Below are 17,784 nucleotides of genomic sequence, written 5' to 3' on the forward strand. Positions count from 1 at the left end.
TGCGCCGCCGCGCCGGCCGGAGGGTCACCGGGGCTGCCCAGGCGCGCCGCTCCCGGCCTCGACCAGTGACTCGCCCGCCTCCGTCCGCTGGTAGAGCACCGACCGTCCGGCGCGCCGGCGCCGGACCAGGCCCGCCTCGTGCAGCACCTTGAGGTGGCGACCCACCGATCCGAGCCCCTGGCCGGTCAGGGCCACCAGGTGGGTGGTGCTCTTCGGGGCGCCGAGGAGCAGGAGCACCTCCGCCCGCGCGGCGCCGAGGAGCGCGCGCAGCGGACCGGGCGCCGGGCGCCGTTCGGGCCCTGCCAGCACGCCGTCGCACGGGTACACCACCGCGTACCGGTGCGGTTCGTCCCACGTCACCCAGCCCCGGCGCGGGGTGACCGGCACGAACAGCAGGTCGGCGGCGCCGTGGATCTGGCGGGGCGGATACGGGTGCGAGTTGATCTGGAGCCGGCCCTCGCCGAGCCAGCGCGTCCCCGGCCCCATCCCCTCCAGCGCCGCCGCCCAGCCGCCCCGGCTCAGCCACTGCGTCCGCGCGAGGATGTCCGCCTCCACGATCCGGCGCCGCCGGGGCCAGTACGGACGTACCGCCTGCGTCCACACCCACTCCAGCAGGCCCGCCGCCCGCTCGACCACGTCCGGGCGGCGCAGCCCGGCCGGGAGCGGCCTGCCGAGCGAGACGGCCAGATCCGCGTACGCGTCCCCGGTCGGTGTCGCGCGCAACCGTGTCAACTCCTCCTCGAACGAGGGGTGTTCGACCACCGGTGCGGGTGTCAGGAAATCCGCTGTCCAGCGGGTGGCGAACCCGGCCCGTACGACGGCGGCGGCGACCGGGTCGGCGGCCAGCCGTGCGCGGTAGGCCGCCAGATGGGCGTCGAGCCAGGCGCGCTCCCCGGGGTACGCGGCCGTTCCCGTCTCCAGGTCCATCAGCCGGGCCACCGTCTCGGTCAGCGGTGAGACGACGAAGCGGCTCGTCGCGAGGGTGTCCGCGCCCACCAGCCACCAGCCCATGGTTTCGCCCCCGTGCGAAACAGTAACGGCCCGGTGGCGGCCCTGCCCAGACTCCCCGGCATGCGCGGCTACCAAGACCTCTTCCGCACCCCCGAGTTCACCCCGTTCTTCCTGACCGCCACCCTGTCGGGCGTCGCCGCCACGGTGAGCGGCCTCGCCCTCGGCACCCTCGTGTACGCGCGGACCGGCTCACCCCTGCTCTCCGCCCTCGCCCTCTTCGGCCCGTCCCTCGCCCATGTCGTCGGTGCGGCCACCCTGTTGTCGGCCGCCGACCGCCTGCCACCGCGCGCGGCCACCACCTGCCTGGCACTCCTGCTCGCCCTCGGCGCCGCGGTCCAGGCTCTGCCCGAGCTGCCCCTCACGGCCGCCTTCGCGGTCCTGCTGGGACAGGGCCTGCTGGCCGCGCCGGGCGGCGGGGTGCGGTACGGGCTGCTCAACGACGTGCTGTCCAAGGAGGGTTACCTGCTCGGCCGCTCCCTGTTCAACCTCTCCGACGGTGCCGCCCAGCTCGGCGGGTTCGCCGTAGGCGGCTTGCTGGTGGCCACCCTCTCCCCGCAGGGCACACTCCTCCTGGGCGTCGCCCTCCACCTCGCCGCCGCGGCCGTGGCCCGCCTCGGTCTGACGGCCCGGCCGCCGCGTGCCGCCGGCCGCCCGTCGCCTGCCGCGACCTGGCGGACCAACGCCCTCCTGTGGTCCTCCGGTCCCCGCCGGCGGGTCTACCTCGCGCTGTGGGTGCCCAACGGCCTCATCGTCGGCTGCGAGTCCCTCTTCATCCCGTACGCGCCCCGGCACGCGGGGCTGCTCCTCGCCTGCTCCGCGCTCGGCATGCTGGCGGGTGACCTGCTCACCGGCCGGTTCCTGCCCCCGCGGTGGCGGCCGGGGCTCGGGGCGCCGCTGCGCCTGCTGCTCGCCCTCCCCTACCTGGTCTTCGCGACGGCCCCGCCCCTGCCGCTCGCACTGGTCGCCGTCACCCTCGCCTCGCTCGGCTTCTCCGCGAGTCTGCTGCTCCAGGAGCGACTGCTGGCCCTGACCCCGGGCACCCTCGGCGGACACGCCCTCGGCCTGCACTCCTCCGGGATGCTCGCCTGCCAGGGGCTCGCAGCCCTCCTCGCGGGAAGCCTCGCCCGGTACGTCGCGCCCTCGACCGCGATGGCCGTCCTGGCGGTGGCCGCCGCCGCGGTGACCCTCGCGCTGGCTCCGGGGCTGCGGGCGGGGGGTGCGCCGGAGCGCGCGTAGGACGTCCCCTTGCGTTGCGGCCGTCCGGCACCCGGGGCGGGCAGCCGCCTCTCGGTGGGGCCGAGGGGGTGGCGGGGTGGAGCCGGGATGCCTGCCGAGTGGCCCGCCCGGCGGTTTCCGGCCGAGGTTCACGCGGCCGGTCGGCGGAGCGTGATCGAGGGCCCGCTCTTCACGCGGTATCACGCCTCGGCGCCCGGGCCGCGCTTACCTTCGGCCGTTCCGCGGGATACGGGTCGCGGAATGTGATCAAGGAGTGAAGGAAATGCGTACGCGCTTCTCGCGAGGTCGGCCGCAGATGCCCGGGTATGCAGTCCAGTTGGGAAAGTGGCAGCTCAGGGGTGGTGTGCCGGTCGGGTTCGGAAGTACGTGCGCGATTCTCGGCGTGTCCCGGACCGGGTGGGGGGATTCCGGACGCAGCCCGGGCGGGGGTGAATCCCGGACCCGCCGTCACATTTCCATGGAGCGGTATTGCGTACTGGAGGGAGGGGCGAATGGGGCCGCGCCGGCCCGCGAACCCGCACGTCAAACGAGTGTGCGGGTGTCGGCCGGGCGTGATACTTAACTACCTGCGAACGAGGCGTCGACGGTCCGAGGGGGCCGGGCGCGGCAGGGGGTTGGGTGTCATGGCGTTGCTCCGGGGGGCGGGGTCCTCGCTGAGGAGATGGATCGGCCGTCCCACCGCCGAGGTGGACGAGAACCAGGGAGAGCCCGAGATCGGGCGCATCCGCGCGGCGGCCGAGGCCGCCGACTGGACGGCGGTGCGGCAGCAGTTGACGGAGCGTCCCGAGTCCGAGGACCGCACCTGGCTGATCACCGCGGTCGCCGAGACCGCGAACGTGGAGAACTGGATACCCCAGGCCGTGGAGGCCGAGCCCGACTCGGCCCTGCCGCTGCTCGTCGCCGGGGCCCGCCACGTCAACTGGGGGTGGGAGGCACGCACCGGCGCCCGGGCCCAGCACGTCTCGCGCGAGCAGTTCCAGGTCTTCCACAACCGGCTGCGGACCGCCGAGAAGTGGCTGTACGCGGCCGCCGAGCGCGAGCCGGAGTGGGTCAGCCCCTGGTACTTCCTCCAGATGAGCGGCCGCGGCCTCCAGGTCGGGCAGACCGTCGCCCGCCGCCGCTTCGAGGCGGCCGTGCGGCGTCACCCGCACCACCTCGGTGCCCATCAGCAGCAGATCCAGCAGCTGTGCCACAAGTGGGGCGGCTCCCACGAGGAGACGCACGCCTTCGCCGGCCAGGCCCTGCGCGACGCCCCGGCTGGCAGCATGCTCGGCCAGCTCGTCGCCCTGGCCCACATCGAGCAGTGGCTCGCCCTCGACTCCGGCGCCGACGCCGAGTACCTGGGACAGCCCGAGGTCACCGCCTCGCTCACCGAGGCCGCCGAACGCTCCATCTGGCACGAGGACTTCGCGTACGACCAGGGCTGGCTCCAGGTCTACAACACCTTCGCGATGGCCTTCTCGCTCACCGGCGACCACGACCTGGCCAAGCTCTGCTTCGACGGCACCAACGGGATCGTCACCCGCTTCCCCTGGTACTACCTCGACGCCGACCCGGCCGCCGCCTACCGCGAGAACCGCGCCGCCGCCCGCTGAGCCCGCGCGCACCACCGCCCGACCACCCGCCCGTGAACGAGGGCCCCGCCCACAGCCGGGGCCCCGCCGGACGGCTCACCCCACCCGCGCGACGCCGCACCGGCGCGCGCCCGACGAGGGAACCCACTGGTGCTCCACTCCGAGTCCGCCCACAGCTTCCAGGTCGACCTGCGCGGCCTGGTGGACCTGCTCTCCCACCACCTCTACTCCAGCCCCCGCGTCTACCTGCGCGAGCTCCTCCAGAACGCCGCCGACGCGATCACCGCCCGGCAGGTGGCCGACCCCGGCGCCCCCGCCGCCATCACCGTGCGGACCGGCGAGACGCTCACCGTCACCGACACCGGCATCGGCCTCACCGAGGCCGACGTGCACCGCTTCCTCGCCACCATCGGCCGCAGCTCCAAGCGGCACGCCGACGGCGGCCTCGACGGCGCCGGACTGGAGTCCGCGCGCGGGGAGTTCATCGGCCAGTTCGGCATCGGCCTGCTCGCCTGCTTCGTCGTCGCCGACGAGATCACCGTCGTCAGCCGCCCCGCCACCGACCCCGGCGCGCCCACCGTCGAATGGCGCGGCCACAGCGACGGCCGCTACACCATCCGCACCCTCCCGGCCGCCGCGATGCCCGAACCGGGCACCACCGTCCGCCTCACCCCGCGCGCCGACAACGCCGAGTGGACCACCCCCGAGCGCGTCACCGAACTGGCCCGCCACTTCGGCGGCCTGCTGCGCCACGAGGTCACCGTCGTCGACCCCCGGGGCACCGCCGCCCAGGTCAACGACACCCCGCCGTGGGAGCGCCCGCACGGCTCGCCGCTCGCCCGCCGGGAAGCCCTCACCGCGTACTGCCGCGCCACCTTCGACTTCACCCCGCTCGACACCATCGAGCTGGACCTGCCCGCCGCCGGGCTGCGCGGCGTCGCCTACGTCCTGCCCACCGCGGTCAGCCCCGCCCAGCGCGCCGGACACCGGGTCCACCTCAAGGGGATGCTCCTCACCGACAAGGCGCCCGAACTCCTTCCCGACTGGGCCTTCTTCGTCCGCTGCGTCGTCGACACCACCAGCCTGCGCCCCACCGCCTCCCGCGAGGCCCTGTACGAGGACGGCACCCTGGCAGCGGTCCGCGACGCCCTCGGGCAGCGCATCCGCGACTGGCTGACCGGCCTCGCCGCCAGCGACCCCGCCCTGCTGCACCGCTTCATCGACACCCACCACCTCGCCGTCAAGGCGCTCGCCCGCTACGACGACGAACTGCTGCGCGTCGTCCTGCCCTGGCTGCCCTTCGAGACCACCGACGGCAACGTCACGCTGGAGGAGTTCGCCCGCAACCACCCCACCGTCCTGGTCACCCGCAGCGTCGAGGAGTTCCGCCAGGTCGCGCCCATCGCCTCGGCCGCCGGACTCGGCGTCGTCAACGGCGGCTACACCTACGACCGCGACCTGGTCCACCGGCTCCCCGAGATCCGCCCCGGCAGCACCGTCACCGACCTCGACCCGGCCACCGTCACCGCCCACCTCGACGCCGTCGACCCGTCGGCCGAACTCCGCGCCGCGGCCTTCCTCGCGCTCGCCCGCGAGACCATCGCGGCCCACGACTGCGACGTGGTCCTCCGGGACTTCCAACCGGTCACCGCGCCCGCCCTGCTCCTGGACAACCGCGAGGCCCGCCACGAGCGGACCCGCTCCTCCCTCGCCTCCGACAGCGACGGCCTGTGGGCCGACATCCTCGGCTCGCTGCGCGACGAGACGCCCCGTGCCCAACTGGTCCTCAACCACCTCAACCCGCTGGTGCGCCAGGCCCTCACCATCACCGAGCGCGGCCTCGCCACCACCGCCGCCGAAGCCCTCTACGGCCAGGCCCTGCTGCTCAGCCGCCGCCCGCTCAGGGCTAGCGAGAGCGCCCTGCTCAACCGGGCATTCATCGGCCTGCTCACCCACGCCATGCACCCGGCCGGCCCGGCCGGGTCCGGCACCGAGCCCCGGAAGGACGCGTAAATGCTGGACACCCCGGAAGCGGTGCTCGACGCGCTGCGTGAGAACGACGGCCGCCCGCACGGTGTGCACCGCACCGTGACCGCCGAGGAACTGGCCGAGACCGCTGAGGCGTTCGACGACCCCGCGCTCCTGGTCACGGCGCTCCTGGAACTGATGGCCGCCTACGAGTTCACCGGCGAGCACCGCAAGTCGCCGGTGGTCTTCGCCCGGCTGCTGAAGCTGCGCGAGAGCAGCCCCGACGCGTTCAGCGAGTGGGAGGACCACCAGACCGACTGGCGGTTCAAGTGGGTGACGACCTCCCTGCTCCAGGTCCCGGACATGCCGCTGGCCACCGTGCACGGCTGGATCGACCGGATGCGCGAGCGGTACGAGGACGCCGGGCACGGCCCGCAGCCGGTGGCCGCCATGCGCTACCACCTCGCCCGGCACACCGGCACCGGAGTGCCGGACGCCTACGATCTCTGGGCCACCAGGCCCCGGACCCGCCTCAGCGACTGCGAGGCGTGCGAGACCCGCCACCACGCGCTGCACCGTACCGCCGCCGGGGACGACACGGGCGCGCTCGACACCTGGCGGCCCGTCCTGGACGGCTCCGTCAGCTGCTCCGACGAACCGCAGATGAGCCAGGCGCACGCCCTGCTCCCGCTGCTGCGCCTGGGCCGGGTGGACGAAGCCCGCTCGCACCACCTCACCGGCTACCGGCAGGTCCGCGGCCGTACCGGCATGCAGGAGGAGATCGGCCTCCACCTGGAGTTCTGCGCGCTCTCCCGCAACGCCGGGCGCGGCGTGGAGATCCTCGCCGAGAACCGCCCGCTCTTCGAGGCCACCGGAGCCCCGCTGGCCCGCCTCGGCTTCCTCACCGGCACCGAGGTGCTCCTCGCCCAGCTCGTCGAGGAGGGGCACGCGGACACGCTCGTCGGGGGCCCGCCCGGCCGCAACCGCACGGCGCGCGAACTCCTCGCCGAGGTCCGCGAGGAGGCGGACCGGCTGGCGGTCGCCTTCGACACCCGCAACGGCACCACCACCGTGAGCGGCGAGCGCCGCCTACGGCTGGACCGGCGCCCGCTGCTGGAGGAACCGCTGCCGCTCGGCCTGCGTACCGCCCGCACCGGACCCGCCGCCGTACGCACTCCCGCCCCGGCCGCCGGCCCCGCCCGGGAGATCCCCGAGGACTTCACCGAACTGGTCCGCGAGGCACGCCGGATGGCCACCGCCGGCCACCCCGGCGACACCCCGCTGTGGAACCGGGTGGCCGAGATCGCGGAGGCCGACGGGTACGCCCACGACGACACGCTCGGCCCCGAGGCGCGGCTCCGCGCCGAACTCGCCGAACAGCACTCCCACGCCCTCTCCGCCGAGGACCGCGACCGGGAGGCGCGGACCGCGCTGGAGGAGACCGCCGAGCTGTACGAGGCCGCGGGCATGGCCTGGCACGCCCTGGTCGCCCGGGCCCGCGCCCTCTCCTGGGACGTCCTGATCCCCGGCGGTGACGACGGCGGCGACGCCCGGGACGGCTCCGGCGACGGCCAGGACGAGGCCGGCGGCCCCGGCAGCGCCGGGCTGTGGGCCGCGCTCGACGCCGTACTGCGGGAGGCGGAGCGGCTGTTCGAGAAGCGGATCGCCGCCCACGACGCCACCGGCGCCGAACCCGAGCCGCTCCCCGCGACCGGCCCCGCCCCGGGCTCGGCCACCGCCGAGAAGTACCTCACCGTGCTGCACTGCCGGGTCTTCGCCGCGTACCGCGTGGCCCTGGCCGGCATGCCGGAGATCCCCGTGCCCGACCGCGAGCGGTTCGAGTCGCTCCGCGCCACGCTGGACAGCGAGGCCGGCCGGCTCGGCGTGGCCCACCAGCGCGCCGCCGCCCGCATGTTCGCCGGTGACGTCGCCGCCCGGCTCGGCGACCACGCCACCGCCGAGACGGAACTGCGCGTCGCCCTGGAGGAGATCGAGGCATCCGGCCGCCCCTGGCGCGGGACCCGCGTCCGCGCCCTGCTCGCCCAGGTGCTGCTGGGCCTTCGCCGACCCGAGGAAGCCGCCGGGCTCCTCCACCAGGCGCTCACCGACGCCGTCCGGTACGAGGACGCGCTCTTCCCGATGGCGCCCACGTACCTGCTGCTCGGCCACGCCGGGACGCACACCGGCGACCTCACCGGAGCCGTGCGCCACTTCTCCGAGGCGGCCACCCGCTTCGACCGCGAGGGCGAGCCGAATGACGCGGCCGACGCCCGGCTCCAGCTCGCCGACCTCCTCGCCCGCACCGGCCGGCAGGCCGACGCGGTGGCCGTCCTGGAGTCCGTCGTCGGCGACGAGTCAGCGGCCGCACTCGACGAACGGCTGCTCGCCCAGACCCGCCTGACCCTCGGCCGGAGCCTGCGCGCGCTGGGGGAGCACCTGCCCGCCGCCGAGGAGTTCCTGCGGCTGGCCGACACCGTCGCCGACTGGGAGGACGGCGCGCAGACCCTCACCACGGTCGCCGCCGAGGCCGCCACCGCGCTGGCGCTGGCCGGCCACTGGGAGGCGGCGCACACCGCCTACGACCGGGCCTTCGCCGCGCACGCCGAGGCACCGAACCCGTCGGCGTTGCTGGAGACGGCCTGCGAGTTCGCGCGCCTCACCACGGACGCCCACGGCGCCGAGGCGGTCGACGACGCGCTGCGCCGCCTCGCCGACGCCGACGCGCTGTACGCCTGCGTCCCCGAGGACGACGAGGAGTTCGTCCACTGGTTCGCCCGGGGCAGCATCCACTACCGGCGGGCGCGTGTCCTCGCCCTGGCCGAGCGCTTCGCCGAGGCCCTCCCCGAGGCCGAACAAGCCGTCGACGCCTTCGGGGCCGGCGACGCCGAAGGCGAGGAGGAGTGGGCCGAGGCCGTCCGCATCACCGCCCTGATCGAGGCCCGCGGTCTCGGCCGCACGCAGGAGGCGGTGGACCGGCTCGCCGAGGCCGCCACCCGCTGCGAGCGGGCCGGTCTGCCCGAGGCGGCGCAGATGCTCACCGCCGTCCGCGAGGACCTCACGACCGGCACCACCGACTGAGGCCACGGCCGCCGGGCCGGGCGGCGCGCCTTCCGCGCCGCCCGGCCCGGCGGCCTGATCACGCCGACCGGTTCCGCTCTCCCGGCAGCCGGGGCATGGGGTGCCGACTGCGCCTGGCGAAGCCTCGGGAGACCGGGAGCAGCGCCCATCACCACGCCCCGGCGGCGCCGCCGCGGACAACGCGGTGCGCCGCATCACCTGCCCGCGAGGGCCACCCCTGACGCGCTCTGCCCCACGGGACAGGACGACGGGAGACCGTGCACGACCGTGGCGGCGGCCCTCACCCCGGCGCACCCGGGAAGCCGTACGGCACGCCACCGCCCGGATGCCCGTGGTCGGCGAGCCGCCCCACCACGAGCCCGAGCCCGCGGCAGTACGCGACCAGCCGGGGCAGCGCGGCCAAGGTCACCTGCCACGCGCCCGGCGCCGCGTACGCGTCCGAGTCGTGGAGCAGCAGCGTGCCGCCGGGCCCCAGCCGGGACGCGGCCTCGGCGACGACACCGTCCGGGGTCGCGGACGCGGTCCAGTCGCGGCCCCACGCCGACCACAGCACCGGCCGCAGCCCCGTCCGGCGGGCGGCGGCCCACCGGCCCCCGGTCAGGATGCCGTACGGGGGCCGGTACCAGAGCGGCCGGTGCCCCGTGATCCGCTGGACCGAGGCCGCGGCCCGGGCCAGCTCCGCCGCGTCCCGGCCCGGCCGGGGCAGCCACGGCCGGTCGTGCTCCCAGCCGTGCACCGCCAGTTCGTGCCCGGCCGCCGCGATCCGCCGGCCCAGCTCCGGATGGCGCTCCAGCCGGCTGCCGAGGACGAAGAAGGTGGCCCGCACCGACAGCGCGTCGAGCGCGCGCAGGAAGTGCGGGGTGCTCACCGGGTCCGGCCCGTCGTCGAAGGTGAGCGCCGCCCGGCCGGGCGCGCCCCGGCCGTCCAGCCCCGGGCAGAACGCCGTACGGAGACCGGGCAGCCAGGTCGCCGCCGGACCGATGTGCCACGCGGCGACGGCCAGCGCGCCGCCGGCCAGTGCCCCCGCCGCTCCGGGAGCGCTCACCACTGCCGCTCCTGGCCGTCGGTCGAGGTCAGCAAGGGGGAGCGGGCCAACTGGATGGTGCCCACGATCAGCAGCGCGAGCGCCAGCAGCTCCGGCAGCAGCCGCACTCCGAAGGTCAGCTCCTCGCCGAACAGGACCCGCCCCAGCAGCACGCTGAGGAAGGCGTCGCCCAGCGTCATGGCCGGCTGCGAGGCCACCAGCGGGCCCGCCCGCAGTGTGAGTTGCAGCAGCAGGAAGCCGCCCAGCCCCACTCCGATGGCCGCGTACGCCTGCCAGGCGGTCGCCAGCGCCCCGAGCCCGCCGTCCGGCAGCCGCCCCACGGCGTCCTTGACCAGCGCTGCGGTGCAGGCGAACCCGATCGCCGTGGCAGTGCCGAGGACCGCCGCCGCCGGAGCCGGCGGCAGCCGCCGCGCCACCAGCGTGAGCACCGCCGTCAGCACCGCCAGCACCACCCCCCACCACAGCCACCGCGATCCCGGCACGATCGAGTGGCCGCCGGAGGGGGAGAGCAGCGCCATGAACGCCGCCAGGCCGACGGCCATCGCGACGAACGCCCACCGTGTCCTGACGTCGGGGCGGCGGCGGAAGACGGCCCCGCCGATCACCATCGTGAAGAGGAGTTCGGCGGTCATCACCGGCTGCACCACGGCGAGCGGGCCGGCCGCCAGCGCCGCTGCCTGGCACAGCCCGGAGAACGCCAGCAGCGCGGCGCCCCACAGCCACACCTGGCGGCGGACCAGCCGCGTGGCCCAGGACCACCACCGGGACCCGGCCTGCCGGCCGCCGTCCTCCAGGGTGGTGCCGCGCCGCTGGAGCACCGAGGCGCCCGCGTTGCCCAGCGCTGCGAGGAGCGCCAGTACCACCGTCAGTACGGTCACCGTGATTCCTCCGCCTCAGCCGGCACGGCGCGGGTCAGCACGGTCCGCCACCGCTCCGAACAGTCCCGGCGCCGCTCCGTGCAGCCGTGCCGGAAGGGTCAGCCACCCCGGCACCAGGATGTTCTCCCGGCCCCGTACGAGCGCGTCCCGCACCCCGCGCGCCACCCGTTCGGCGGCGACCGGACGGGGGCGGCGCCGGTGGTACGGGGTGCCCCGCCGGGCGAAGAACGGTGTGTCCACCGCGCCCGGCGAGACCACCGAGACCCGCACCCGGGTCCCGGTCAGCTCCCGGCGCAGGCTGTCCGCGAAGGCCAGAAGGGCGCCCTTGGACGCCGAGTAGACCGCCTCGTCCGCCACCCCGACCCAGCCGGCCATCGACCCGATCAGCACCAGCCGCCCCGTACCGCGCGCCGCCATCGGCGGCAGCAGCAGCCGGACCAGGCGCAGTGTGGCGGTGAGATTGACGGTCAGGACGCGGTCGATCTCCTCCGGCGGCATCGTCACGAACGGACCCGCCCAGCCGATCCCCGCCCCCGCCACCAGCGCGTCGACCCGCCCGGCGCGGCGCACCGCCTCCTCGGCGAGGTGCTCGCAGCCGCCCTCGGCCGCCAGGTCGGCGCGGATCGCCTCGCCGCCGGTCCGGTCCGCGACCGCCGTGAGCCGCTCGCCGTCGCGGCCGCTGAGCAGCAGCCGCCACCGGCCGTCGGCGTGCAGGGAATCCGCCACCGCGGCGCCGATGCCCGAGGACGCCCCCGTGACCAGCACGGTCCGCCGGGGTGCGGCCCCGGGCCCGGATGGCCGCGTCATGCCGCCCACTCCTCGCACATGCCAGTCCCCTTCCTCGCGGCACGCCTGACCCTCAGCTTCCGTGCTCGGCGGGCGGACCGCTCGTCCAACGGTGGGGCACGCCGCGGCCCGGTCACCCGATCGGGCCGATTGCGCCCCCGCCCGGACGCGGCATGCAAGCGGGGGACGAGTCCACCGGCCGGGCGACAGGAGGAGCATGGGAACGCTGCGGGTCCTGCTGCTGGGCGCGAGTATGGGCGCCGGGCACGACGCCGTCTGCGCGGAACTGGCCCGCAGGCTACGAGACCGGGGCGCCACCACCGAGGTCTGCGACGTCCTCACCCTCCTGCCGCCCCCCACGGGACGGGCCCTGCGCGGCTTCTACCGGGGGACGGTGCGGCACGCCCCCGCGCTGTACGCGGCCATCTACGCCCTCTTCCTCTCCCCGGGAGACGGGCCCCGACCCGGCAGCGCGCCGCTGGCCGTGACGGCCCGCGGACGGCTGCTGCGCCGCGTCCGCGCCTTCGGCCCGGACCTGGTCGTCCCCACCTTCCACCTCGCCGCGCAGATCACCGGACGGCTCCGCGCGGAAGGCGTCCTGCCCGTCCCCGCCTCCGTCTTCGTCACCGACTTCGCCGTCCACCGGGGCTGGCTGCACCCCGGCAACGACCTGTACGTCTGCCTCACCGAACGGGGCGCCGCCACGGCCCGCGCCGCCACCGGCCGTCCGGCGGCCGTCTCCGGGCCCGTCGTCCCGCCGGAGTTCCACCGGGCGGCCGACCTGCCGCGAGACCCCGTACGGGTGCTGCCGGACCTGCCGCCCGGGGCGCCGCCGGTCCTGCTGTCCACCGGTGCGTGGGGCGTCGGTACCCGGACGGTGGGAACCGCCCGGCTCCTCGCCGGTCACGGCTGCCGGCCGGTGCTGCTCTGCGGCCGCGACGAGCGGCTGCGCCGCCGGGCGGCCCGCGTCCCCGGCGCCGTCGCCCTGGGCTGGACGGATGACCTGGCCGGTCTGATGGGCACGGCCCGGCTCCTGGTCGACAACGCCGCCGGGCAGACAGCGGCCCAGGCCCTCGCCGCCGGCGTCCCCGTGGTCGCCTGGCGGCCACTGCCCGGCCACGGCCGCGACGGGGCGCGGAGCATGGCCGCCGCCGGACTCAGCACGTACGCCCGCGACCCGGACGAACTGCTGGCGGCTGTCCGGCGGCTGGTCGTCCCCGGTCCGGAGCGCACCGCACAGGTGGAGCGGGGCCGTGCCGTCTTCACGGCGGACGCCGCCGAGCTGCTCGTCGGCCCCGTCGGCTGACCGGCCGGAGAAGTTCACCCGCCCACCCGTCCGGCTGGTGCGGGCCGGGGCCCTCCGCGAGGCTGGAACCATGACGCAGGAGCCGGCCACCATGCGCGCCATCGTCCAGGACGGTTACGGGGGCCCCGAGGTCCTCCACGAGACCAGGGTGCCGAGGCCCGAGCCGGGACCGGGGGAGATCCTGGTCGCCGTCCGCGCCGCCGGGGTCAATCCGACCGACTGGAAGCACCGCACGCGGGCCGGCTTCGTCGACCGGCTCCCGCTCGTGCTCGGCTGGGACGCCTCCGGCGTGGTGGAGGCCACCGGCTACGGGGTGACCCTCTTCGCGCCCGGCGAGGAGGTCTTCGGCATGCTGCCCTACCCGCACGGCTCCGGCTCGCACGCCGAGTACGTCGTCGGGCCGGCCCGCGCCTTCACCCGTAAGCCCATGGTGATCGACCACGTCCAGGCGGGCGCCCTCCCGCTGGTCTCCCTCACCGCCTACCAGGCGCTGATCGACACCGCCGGCATCGGCCCCGGACAGCGGGTGCTGATCCACGCGGCGGCGGGCGGTGTCGGCCACGCCGCCGTGCAGATCGCCAAGGCGCACGGCGCGTACGTCATCGGCACGGCCAGCGCTCCCAAGCACGACCTGCTGCGCGAACTGGGTGCCGACGAGGTCGTCGACTACCGCACCACCGACTTCGCCGAGGCGGTCGACGGCGTCGACATGGTGCTCGACCCGCTCGGCGGCGACACCCGCACCCGCTCGATCGGTCTGCTGCGCCCCGGGGGCACCCTGGTCTCCCTGCTCGGCGGCGGCACGCCCGAGGAGGCGGCGCGGGCCGCCGAGCGCGGGGTGCGCACGGCGACGATGCTGGTCGAGGCCGACCACGCCGGCATGAACGCCATCGCCGACCTGGTCGCCGCCGGAGCCCTCCGCCCGCGCGTCGAGGCGACCTTCCCGCTGTCCGAGGCGGCTGCCGCCCACCGGCTGGGCGAGACCGGGCGGACCACCGGAAAGATCGTCCTCGAAGTGGAGTGAGTGGACCGACAGCTGAACCGCCCACCGCGAATCCGATGCGATGCGCCGGTCGCGTCGCGTGCGAGGACGTCGGCCTGGACCTGGCCGTGCGGCCCCGGCCGGGGAGCGCGGGGAAGGGAAGGCGGGCCCCGGTGCAGTCCCCCCGCGCCGCTCCGGAGCCCGCCGGTACAGGGGCGGGGTCCCGTCAGGGGAACTCTGCCAGAAGCTCGCCCTCCGCATCGCGGACCCGGACCACCGCAGGCGGCCCGTCGAAGCTCGCGCCGGCCCCCCAGACGTAGCCCACCGCGTACCCGGGGCTCCCCTCCAGGGTCAGGATCTGGGCACGGAGCACCTCGCCGTCCACCTCCACGGTCATCCGGGCCTCGCGGCCCGGACCGACGTACAGCGGGCGCAGCGGCGTGCCGGAACTCTGGAGGCTCCCGGAACCGGCCTGCTGGTTGCCGTCGCTGACGCTCTTGCAGGCGTCGTCGCCGCCCCCGGGCTCGCCCGTGTCGCGGTGGCAGACCTGGTCCTCGGTGAGCGTCAGCACCTGCCCGCGCCCGATCTCCACCCGCTCGCCCGCCCGGACCGTCCGTACGGCGGGCCAGGGCCGGGCGGACGGGGCGGGCGGCTGCGCGGGGGCCAGTGAGGGCGGTACGCGGTGACCGGGCTGCCCGCTCGCGGCGGAGCCGGCCGGCGGCGTGCCGCCGCCGGGGCCGAGCCACGGCGGCACCGTCACCGCCGCCGGGACCGCGACCGCGATCCGCCGGGCGCGCACCCGGCGGCGGCCCAGACGGCGGACGCGTTCCGCCGGATAGGGCGGTGGGGCCAGTTCACCGGCGGTGCTGTGCAGGGCGCGCCGTAGCGACGATGCCGCGCCGTCCTCGGGCCGACCCGGGTCAGGGGCGTTCATCGGCGGGCTCCTCCCGGCCGGGGCGCGGCTGGGACTCGGCCAGAGCCGGATGGTCGCGGAGTTTGCGCAGGCCCCTGCTGGCCTGGCTCTTCACCTTGCCCGGGGAGCAGCCCAGCACCTCGGCGGCCTGCTGTTCGCTCAGGTCCTCCCAGTACCGCAGCACGACCACCGCGCGCTGCCGGGGCGGCAGGGTGCCCAGCGCCTCCAGGAGCAGGGAACGCTCCTCGGTACGGGCCGCGCCGCCCTCCTGAGCCCGCTCGGGCAGCTCGGGGTGAGCAACTGCACCACCCGCCGCTTGCGGAACCGGCTCAGGTTGTTGTTGACCAGCGCGCGCCGCACGTACGCGTCGGGCTCCTCCAGGTCCCGCACCTGGGGCCACGCCGGGTACAGCTTGGCCAGTGTCACCTGCACCGGGTCCTCCGCCTCGTGGTGGTCCCCGGTCAGGTACGCGGTCCTCAGCAGCCGGGGCCAGCGGGCGGCCGGGGTGAGGGAGTCGGCGACCGGGCGCGGTCGCGGGCGGCGGTTTCCGGCCGACCCGGATCTGGAGGGAACTATTCCGGAGCGGGCTTCGGAATGGCGGGGCGCGGGGTGACGACCGGGGGTCGGGCGGGCCGGTACGCGGGGACGCGAGCGCGGAACCCTCCGTTCCCGGGAGTGGCCGCGGGTGCCCGGGCCCGACCGGTGCGGACGCGATCCGGCCATTCCTTTGACGCGCACCTGACATGGGCGGCGCGCTCTGCGAATCTTCCCCTCGGCCACCGCGCGGCACCCCACGGCACCACCGCCACGCGGCCCTCCCCCCACGGTGCTACTCCGCTTTCCGTTCTGCCCGGGACGGCCACCCGCCGCCCCGTCACCCCCGGACCGCGTACCCCGCGGTCACGCAGAAGGAGTCCGTGTTGAGACCCACCTCCCACCGGCGCGCCGTCGCGGGCGGCGCCCTCGCCGCCGTCACCGCGCTGCTCGCCGTCACCGCCACCACGGCCCCGGCGACCGCCGCCGACCCCGCACCGGCCGCCAAGCCCACCGCCGCGCGCACCGGCGCCCTGCCGGCCGACCTGAGCCCCGCCCAGCGGGCCGCGCTGATCCGCGCCGCCGAGGCGAAGACCGGCTCCGTCGCCGCCGAACTCGGACTGGGCGACCAGGAGAAGCTGCTCGTCCGCGACGTGGTCAAGGACCGCGACGGCACCCTGCACACCCGCTACGAGCGCACCTGGGCCGGACTCCCGGTGCTCGGCGGTGACCTGGTCGTCGCCGCCGAGCCCGACGGCACCCCCGCGAGGGTGACCAAGGCGTCCCGCAACGCGCTCAAGGGCATCGCCACCAAGGCGGAGATCGCCCCGTCGGCCGCGAAGAAGCAGGCGCTGAACGCCGCCGAGGCCCACGACGCGGAGAAGCCCGCCGCCGACGGCGCGCCCCGCCAGGTGGTCTGGAACGCCGACGGCAAGCCCGTCCTCGCCTTCGAGACGGTGGTCGGCGGCCTCCAGCACGACGGCACCCCCAACGAACTGCACGTGGTCACCGACGCCGCCACCGGCGAGAAGCTCCACGAGTGGCAGGCCGTCGAGAACGGCACCGGCAACACCCAGTACAGCGGCACCGTCACCCTCGGCAGCACCCAGTCCGGCTCCACGTGGAACCTGACCGACGCCGGGCGCGGCAACCACCGCACCAACAACCTCAACCGCTCCACCTCGGGCACCGGCACCCTCTTCTCCGGCCCCGACGACGTCTGGGGCAACGGCCAGGCGAGCAACACCGAGACCGCCGCCGCCGACGCCGCCTACGGCGCGCAGGCCACCTGGGACTACTACAAGGACGTCCACGGCCGTTCCGGCATCCGGGGCGACGGCGTCGGCGCGTACTCCCGCGTCCACTACGGCAACAACTACGTCAACGCCTTCTGGCAGGACAGCTGCTTCTGCATGACCTACGGCGACGGCTCGGGGAACGCCGCCCCGCTCACCTCACTGGACGTCGCCGCCCACGAGATGACCCACGGCCTGACCTCCGTCACCGCCAAGCTCGTCTACAGCGGCGAGTCCGGCGGTCTCAACGAGGCGACCAGTGACATCCTCGCCACGGCCGTCGAGTTCCACGAGGACAACACCGCCGACAAGGGCGACTACCTCATCGGCGAGAAGATCGACATCAACGGCGACGGCACCCCCCTGCGGTACATGGACAAGCCCTCCCGTGACGGCATGTCCAAGGACTCCTGGTACTCCGGCATCGGCAACGTCGACGTCCACTACTCCTCGGGCGTCGCCAACCACTTCTTCTACCTCCTCTCCGAGGGCAGCGGCGCCAAGACGGTCAACGGCGTCAGCTACGACTCGCCGACCGCCGACGGCCTGCCCGTCACCGGCATCGGCCGCGACAAGGCCGCGATGATCTGGTTCAAGGCCCTCACCACCAAGTTCACCTCCACCACCAACTACGCCGGCGCCCGCACCGGGACCCTGGCCGCCGCCGGCGAGCTGTACGGCACCAGCAGTGCCGAGTACAAGGCCGTCCAGGACGCCTGGGCCGGCGTCGCGGTCGGCGCCCGCTCCGGCGGGGGCAGCGGCGGCACCACCTTCGAGAACACCACGCCCGTCGCCATCCCCGACGCGGGCGCCGCGGTCACCTCGGACATAGCCGTCACCGGCCGCACCGGCAACGCCCCCGCCACCCTCCAGGTCACCGTCGACATCACCCACACCTGGCGCGGCGACCTCGTCATCGACCTGGTCGGCCCCAACGGCACCGCCTACCGGCTGAAGAGCGCCAGCTCCTCGGACTCGGCCGACAACGTCCAGGAGACCTACACCGTCAACGCCTCCGCGCAGACCGCCAACGGCACCTGGAAGCTCCGCGTGCAGGACACCGCCCGCTCGGACACCGGCCGCGTCAACAGCTGGAAGATCGTCCTGCCGTAGCCGCACCGCACCCGCCTGCGACGCGACCGCCGCCCCGGAGCCCCGCGCTCCGGGGCGGCGCCCGT

12 protein-coding genes and 1 pseudogene are annotated in these 17,784 nt (G+C 75.6%); 7 read left to right on the forward strand and 6 right to left on the reverse strand.

Annotated elements, in window-relative coordinates; genetic code table 11:
- Positions 1–24: 24 nt before the first annotated feature.
- Positions 25–1,011: an ArsR/SmtB family transcription factor gene (locus ACSLIC_RS25275; RefSeq protein ID WP_436739999.1), complete on the reverse strand. Its 987-nt coding sequence runs from the start codon at positions 1,009–1,011 to the stop codon at positions 25–27.
- Between the two features lie 60 nt (positions 1,012–1,071).
- On the opposite strand from ACSLIC_RS25275, the gene ACSLIC_RS25280 reads away from it, so the two are divergent.
- From ACSLIC_RS25280 to ACSLIC_RS25295, 4 genes are all read left to right on the forward strand, one after another.
- Positions 1,072–2,247: an MFS transporter gene (locus ACSLIC_RS25280; RefSeq protein ID WP_436740000.1), complete on the forward strand. Its 1,176-nt coding sequence runs from the start codon at positions 1,072–1,074 to the stop codon at positions 2,245–2,247.
- Between the two features lie 623 nt (positions 2,248–2,870).
- Entirely contained in the window at positions 2,871–3,842 is a 972-nt protein-coding gene (locus ACSLIC_RS25285) for a hypothetical protein (protein ID WP_436740001.1), read from the forward strand.
- A 129-nt stretch (positions 3,843–3,971) separates the two neighbouring features.
- On the forward strand, positions 3,972–5,834 hold the full coding sequence (locus tag ACSLIC_RS25290; RefSeq protein WP_436740002.1) for an HSP90 family protein: 1,863 nt from the start codon (positions 3,972–3,974) through the stop codon (positions 5,832–5,834).
- Positions 5,835–8,867 carry a hypothetical protein gene (locus ACSLIC_RS25295; RefSeq protein ID WP_436740003.1) on the forward strand — a complete coding sequence of 1,011 codons (3,033 nt, stop codon included), beginning with the start codon at positions 5,835–5,837 and terminating at the stop codon, positions 8,865–8,867.
- A 280-nt stretch (positions 8,868–9,147) separates the two neighbouring features.
- Here the strand turns inward: ACSLIC_RS25295 and ACSLIC_RS25300 are convergent, their stop codons facing one another.
- The 3 genes from ACSLIC_RS25300 to ACSLIC_RS25310 are packed head-to-tail and all read right to left on the reverse strand — an operon-like array spanning position 9,148 to position 11,597.
- Complete coding sequence (locus ACSLIC_RS25300; protein ID WP_436740004.1) at positions 9,148–9,915, reverse strand: polysaccharide deacetylase family protein; 768 nt, start codon at positions 9,913–9,915, stop codon at positions 9,148–9,150.
- Positions 9,909–10,790, reverse strand: coding sequence for a DMT family transporter (locus ACSLIC_RS25305; RefSeq protein WP_436740005.1), 882 nt, complete (start codon positions 10,788–10,790; stop codon positions 9,909–9,911). The genes ACSLIC_RS25300 and ACSLIC_RS25305 overlap by 7 nt, the downstream gene beginning before the upstream one ends.
- 15 nt (positions 10,791–10,805) lie before the next feature.
- Entirely contained in the window at positions 10,806–11,597 is a 792-nt protein-coding gene (locus ACSLIC_RS25310) for an SDR family NAD(P)-dependent oxidoreductase (protein WP_436740006.1), read from the reverse strand.
- A gap of 196 nt (positions 11,598–11,793) precedes the next feature.
- Here ACSLIC_RS25310 and ACSLIC_RS25315 point away from each other — a divergent pair, with 196 nt between their 5' ends.
- Both ACSLIC_RS25315 and ACSLIC_RS25320 read left to right on the forward strand, forming a co-directional pair.
- Positions 11,794–12,882 (forward strand): MGDG synthase family glycosyltransferase, encoded by a 1,089-nt coding sequence (locus ACSLIC_RS25315; protein WP_436740007.1) that lies wholly within the window; start codon positions 11,794–11,796, stop codon positions 12,880–12,882.
- A gap of 91 nt (positions 12,883–12,973) precedes the next feature.
- Positions 12,974–13,906, forward strand: a complete 933-nt coding sequence (locus tag ACSLIC_RS25320) for an NADP-dependent oxidoreductase (protein ID WP_436740479.1) — start codon at positions 12,974–12,976, stop codon at positions 13,904–13,906.
- A gap of 184 nt (positions 13,907–14,090) precedes the next feature.
- Here the strand turns inward: ACSLIC_RS25320 and ACSLIC_RS25325 are convergent, their stop codons facing one another.
- Positions 14,091–14,798: a hypothetical protein gene (locus ACSLIC_RS25325; RefSeq protein WP_436740008.1), complete on the reverse strand. Its 708-nt coding sequence runs from the start codon at positions 14,796–14,798 to the stop codon at positions 14,091–14,093.
- Positions 14,785–15,260 (reverse strand): annotated as a pseudogene (locus ACSLIC_RS25330) (SigE family RNA polymerase sigma factor). Before ACSLIC_RS25330 ends, ACSLIC_RS25325 begins: the two are co-directional and overlap by 14 nt.
- Positions 15,261–15,697: 437 nt before the next feature.
- On the opposite strand from ACSLIC_RS25330, the gene ACSLIC_RS25335 reads away from it, so the two are divergent.
- Positions 15,698–17,719, forward strand: a complete 2,022-nt coding sequence (locus tag ACSLIC_RS25335; protein ID WP_436740009.1) for a M4 family metallopeptidase — start codon at positions 15,698–15,700, stop codon at positions 17,717–17,719.
- The last annotated feature ends 65 nt before the right edge of the window (positions 17,720–17,784 follow it).

The organism is Streptomyces sp. BBFR102 (assembly GCF_051397025.1).
GTDB lineage: Bacteria > Actinomycetota > Actinomycetes > Streptomycetales > Streptomycetaceae > Streptomyces.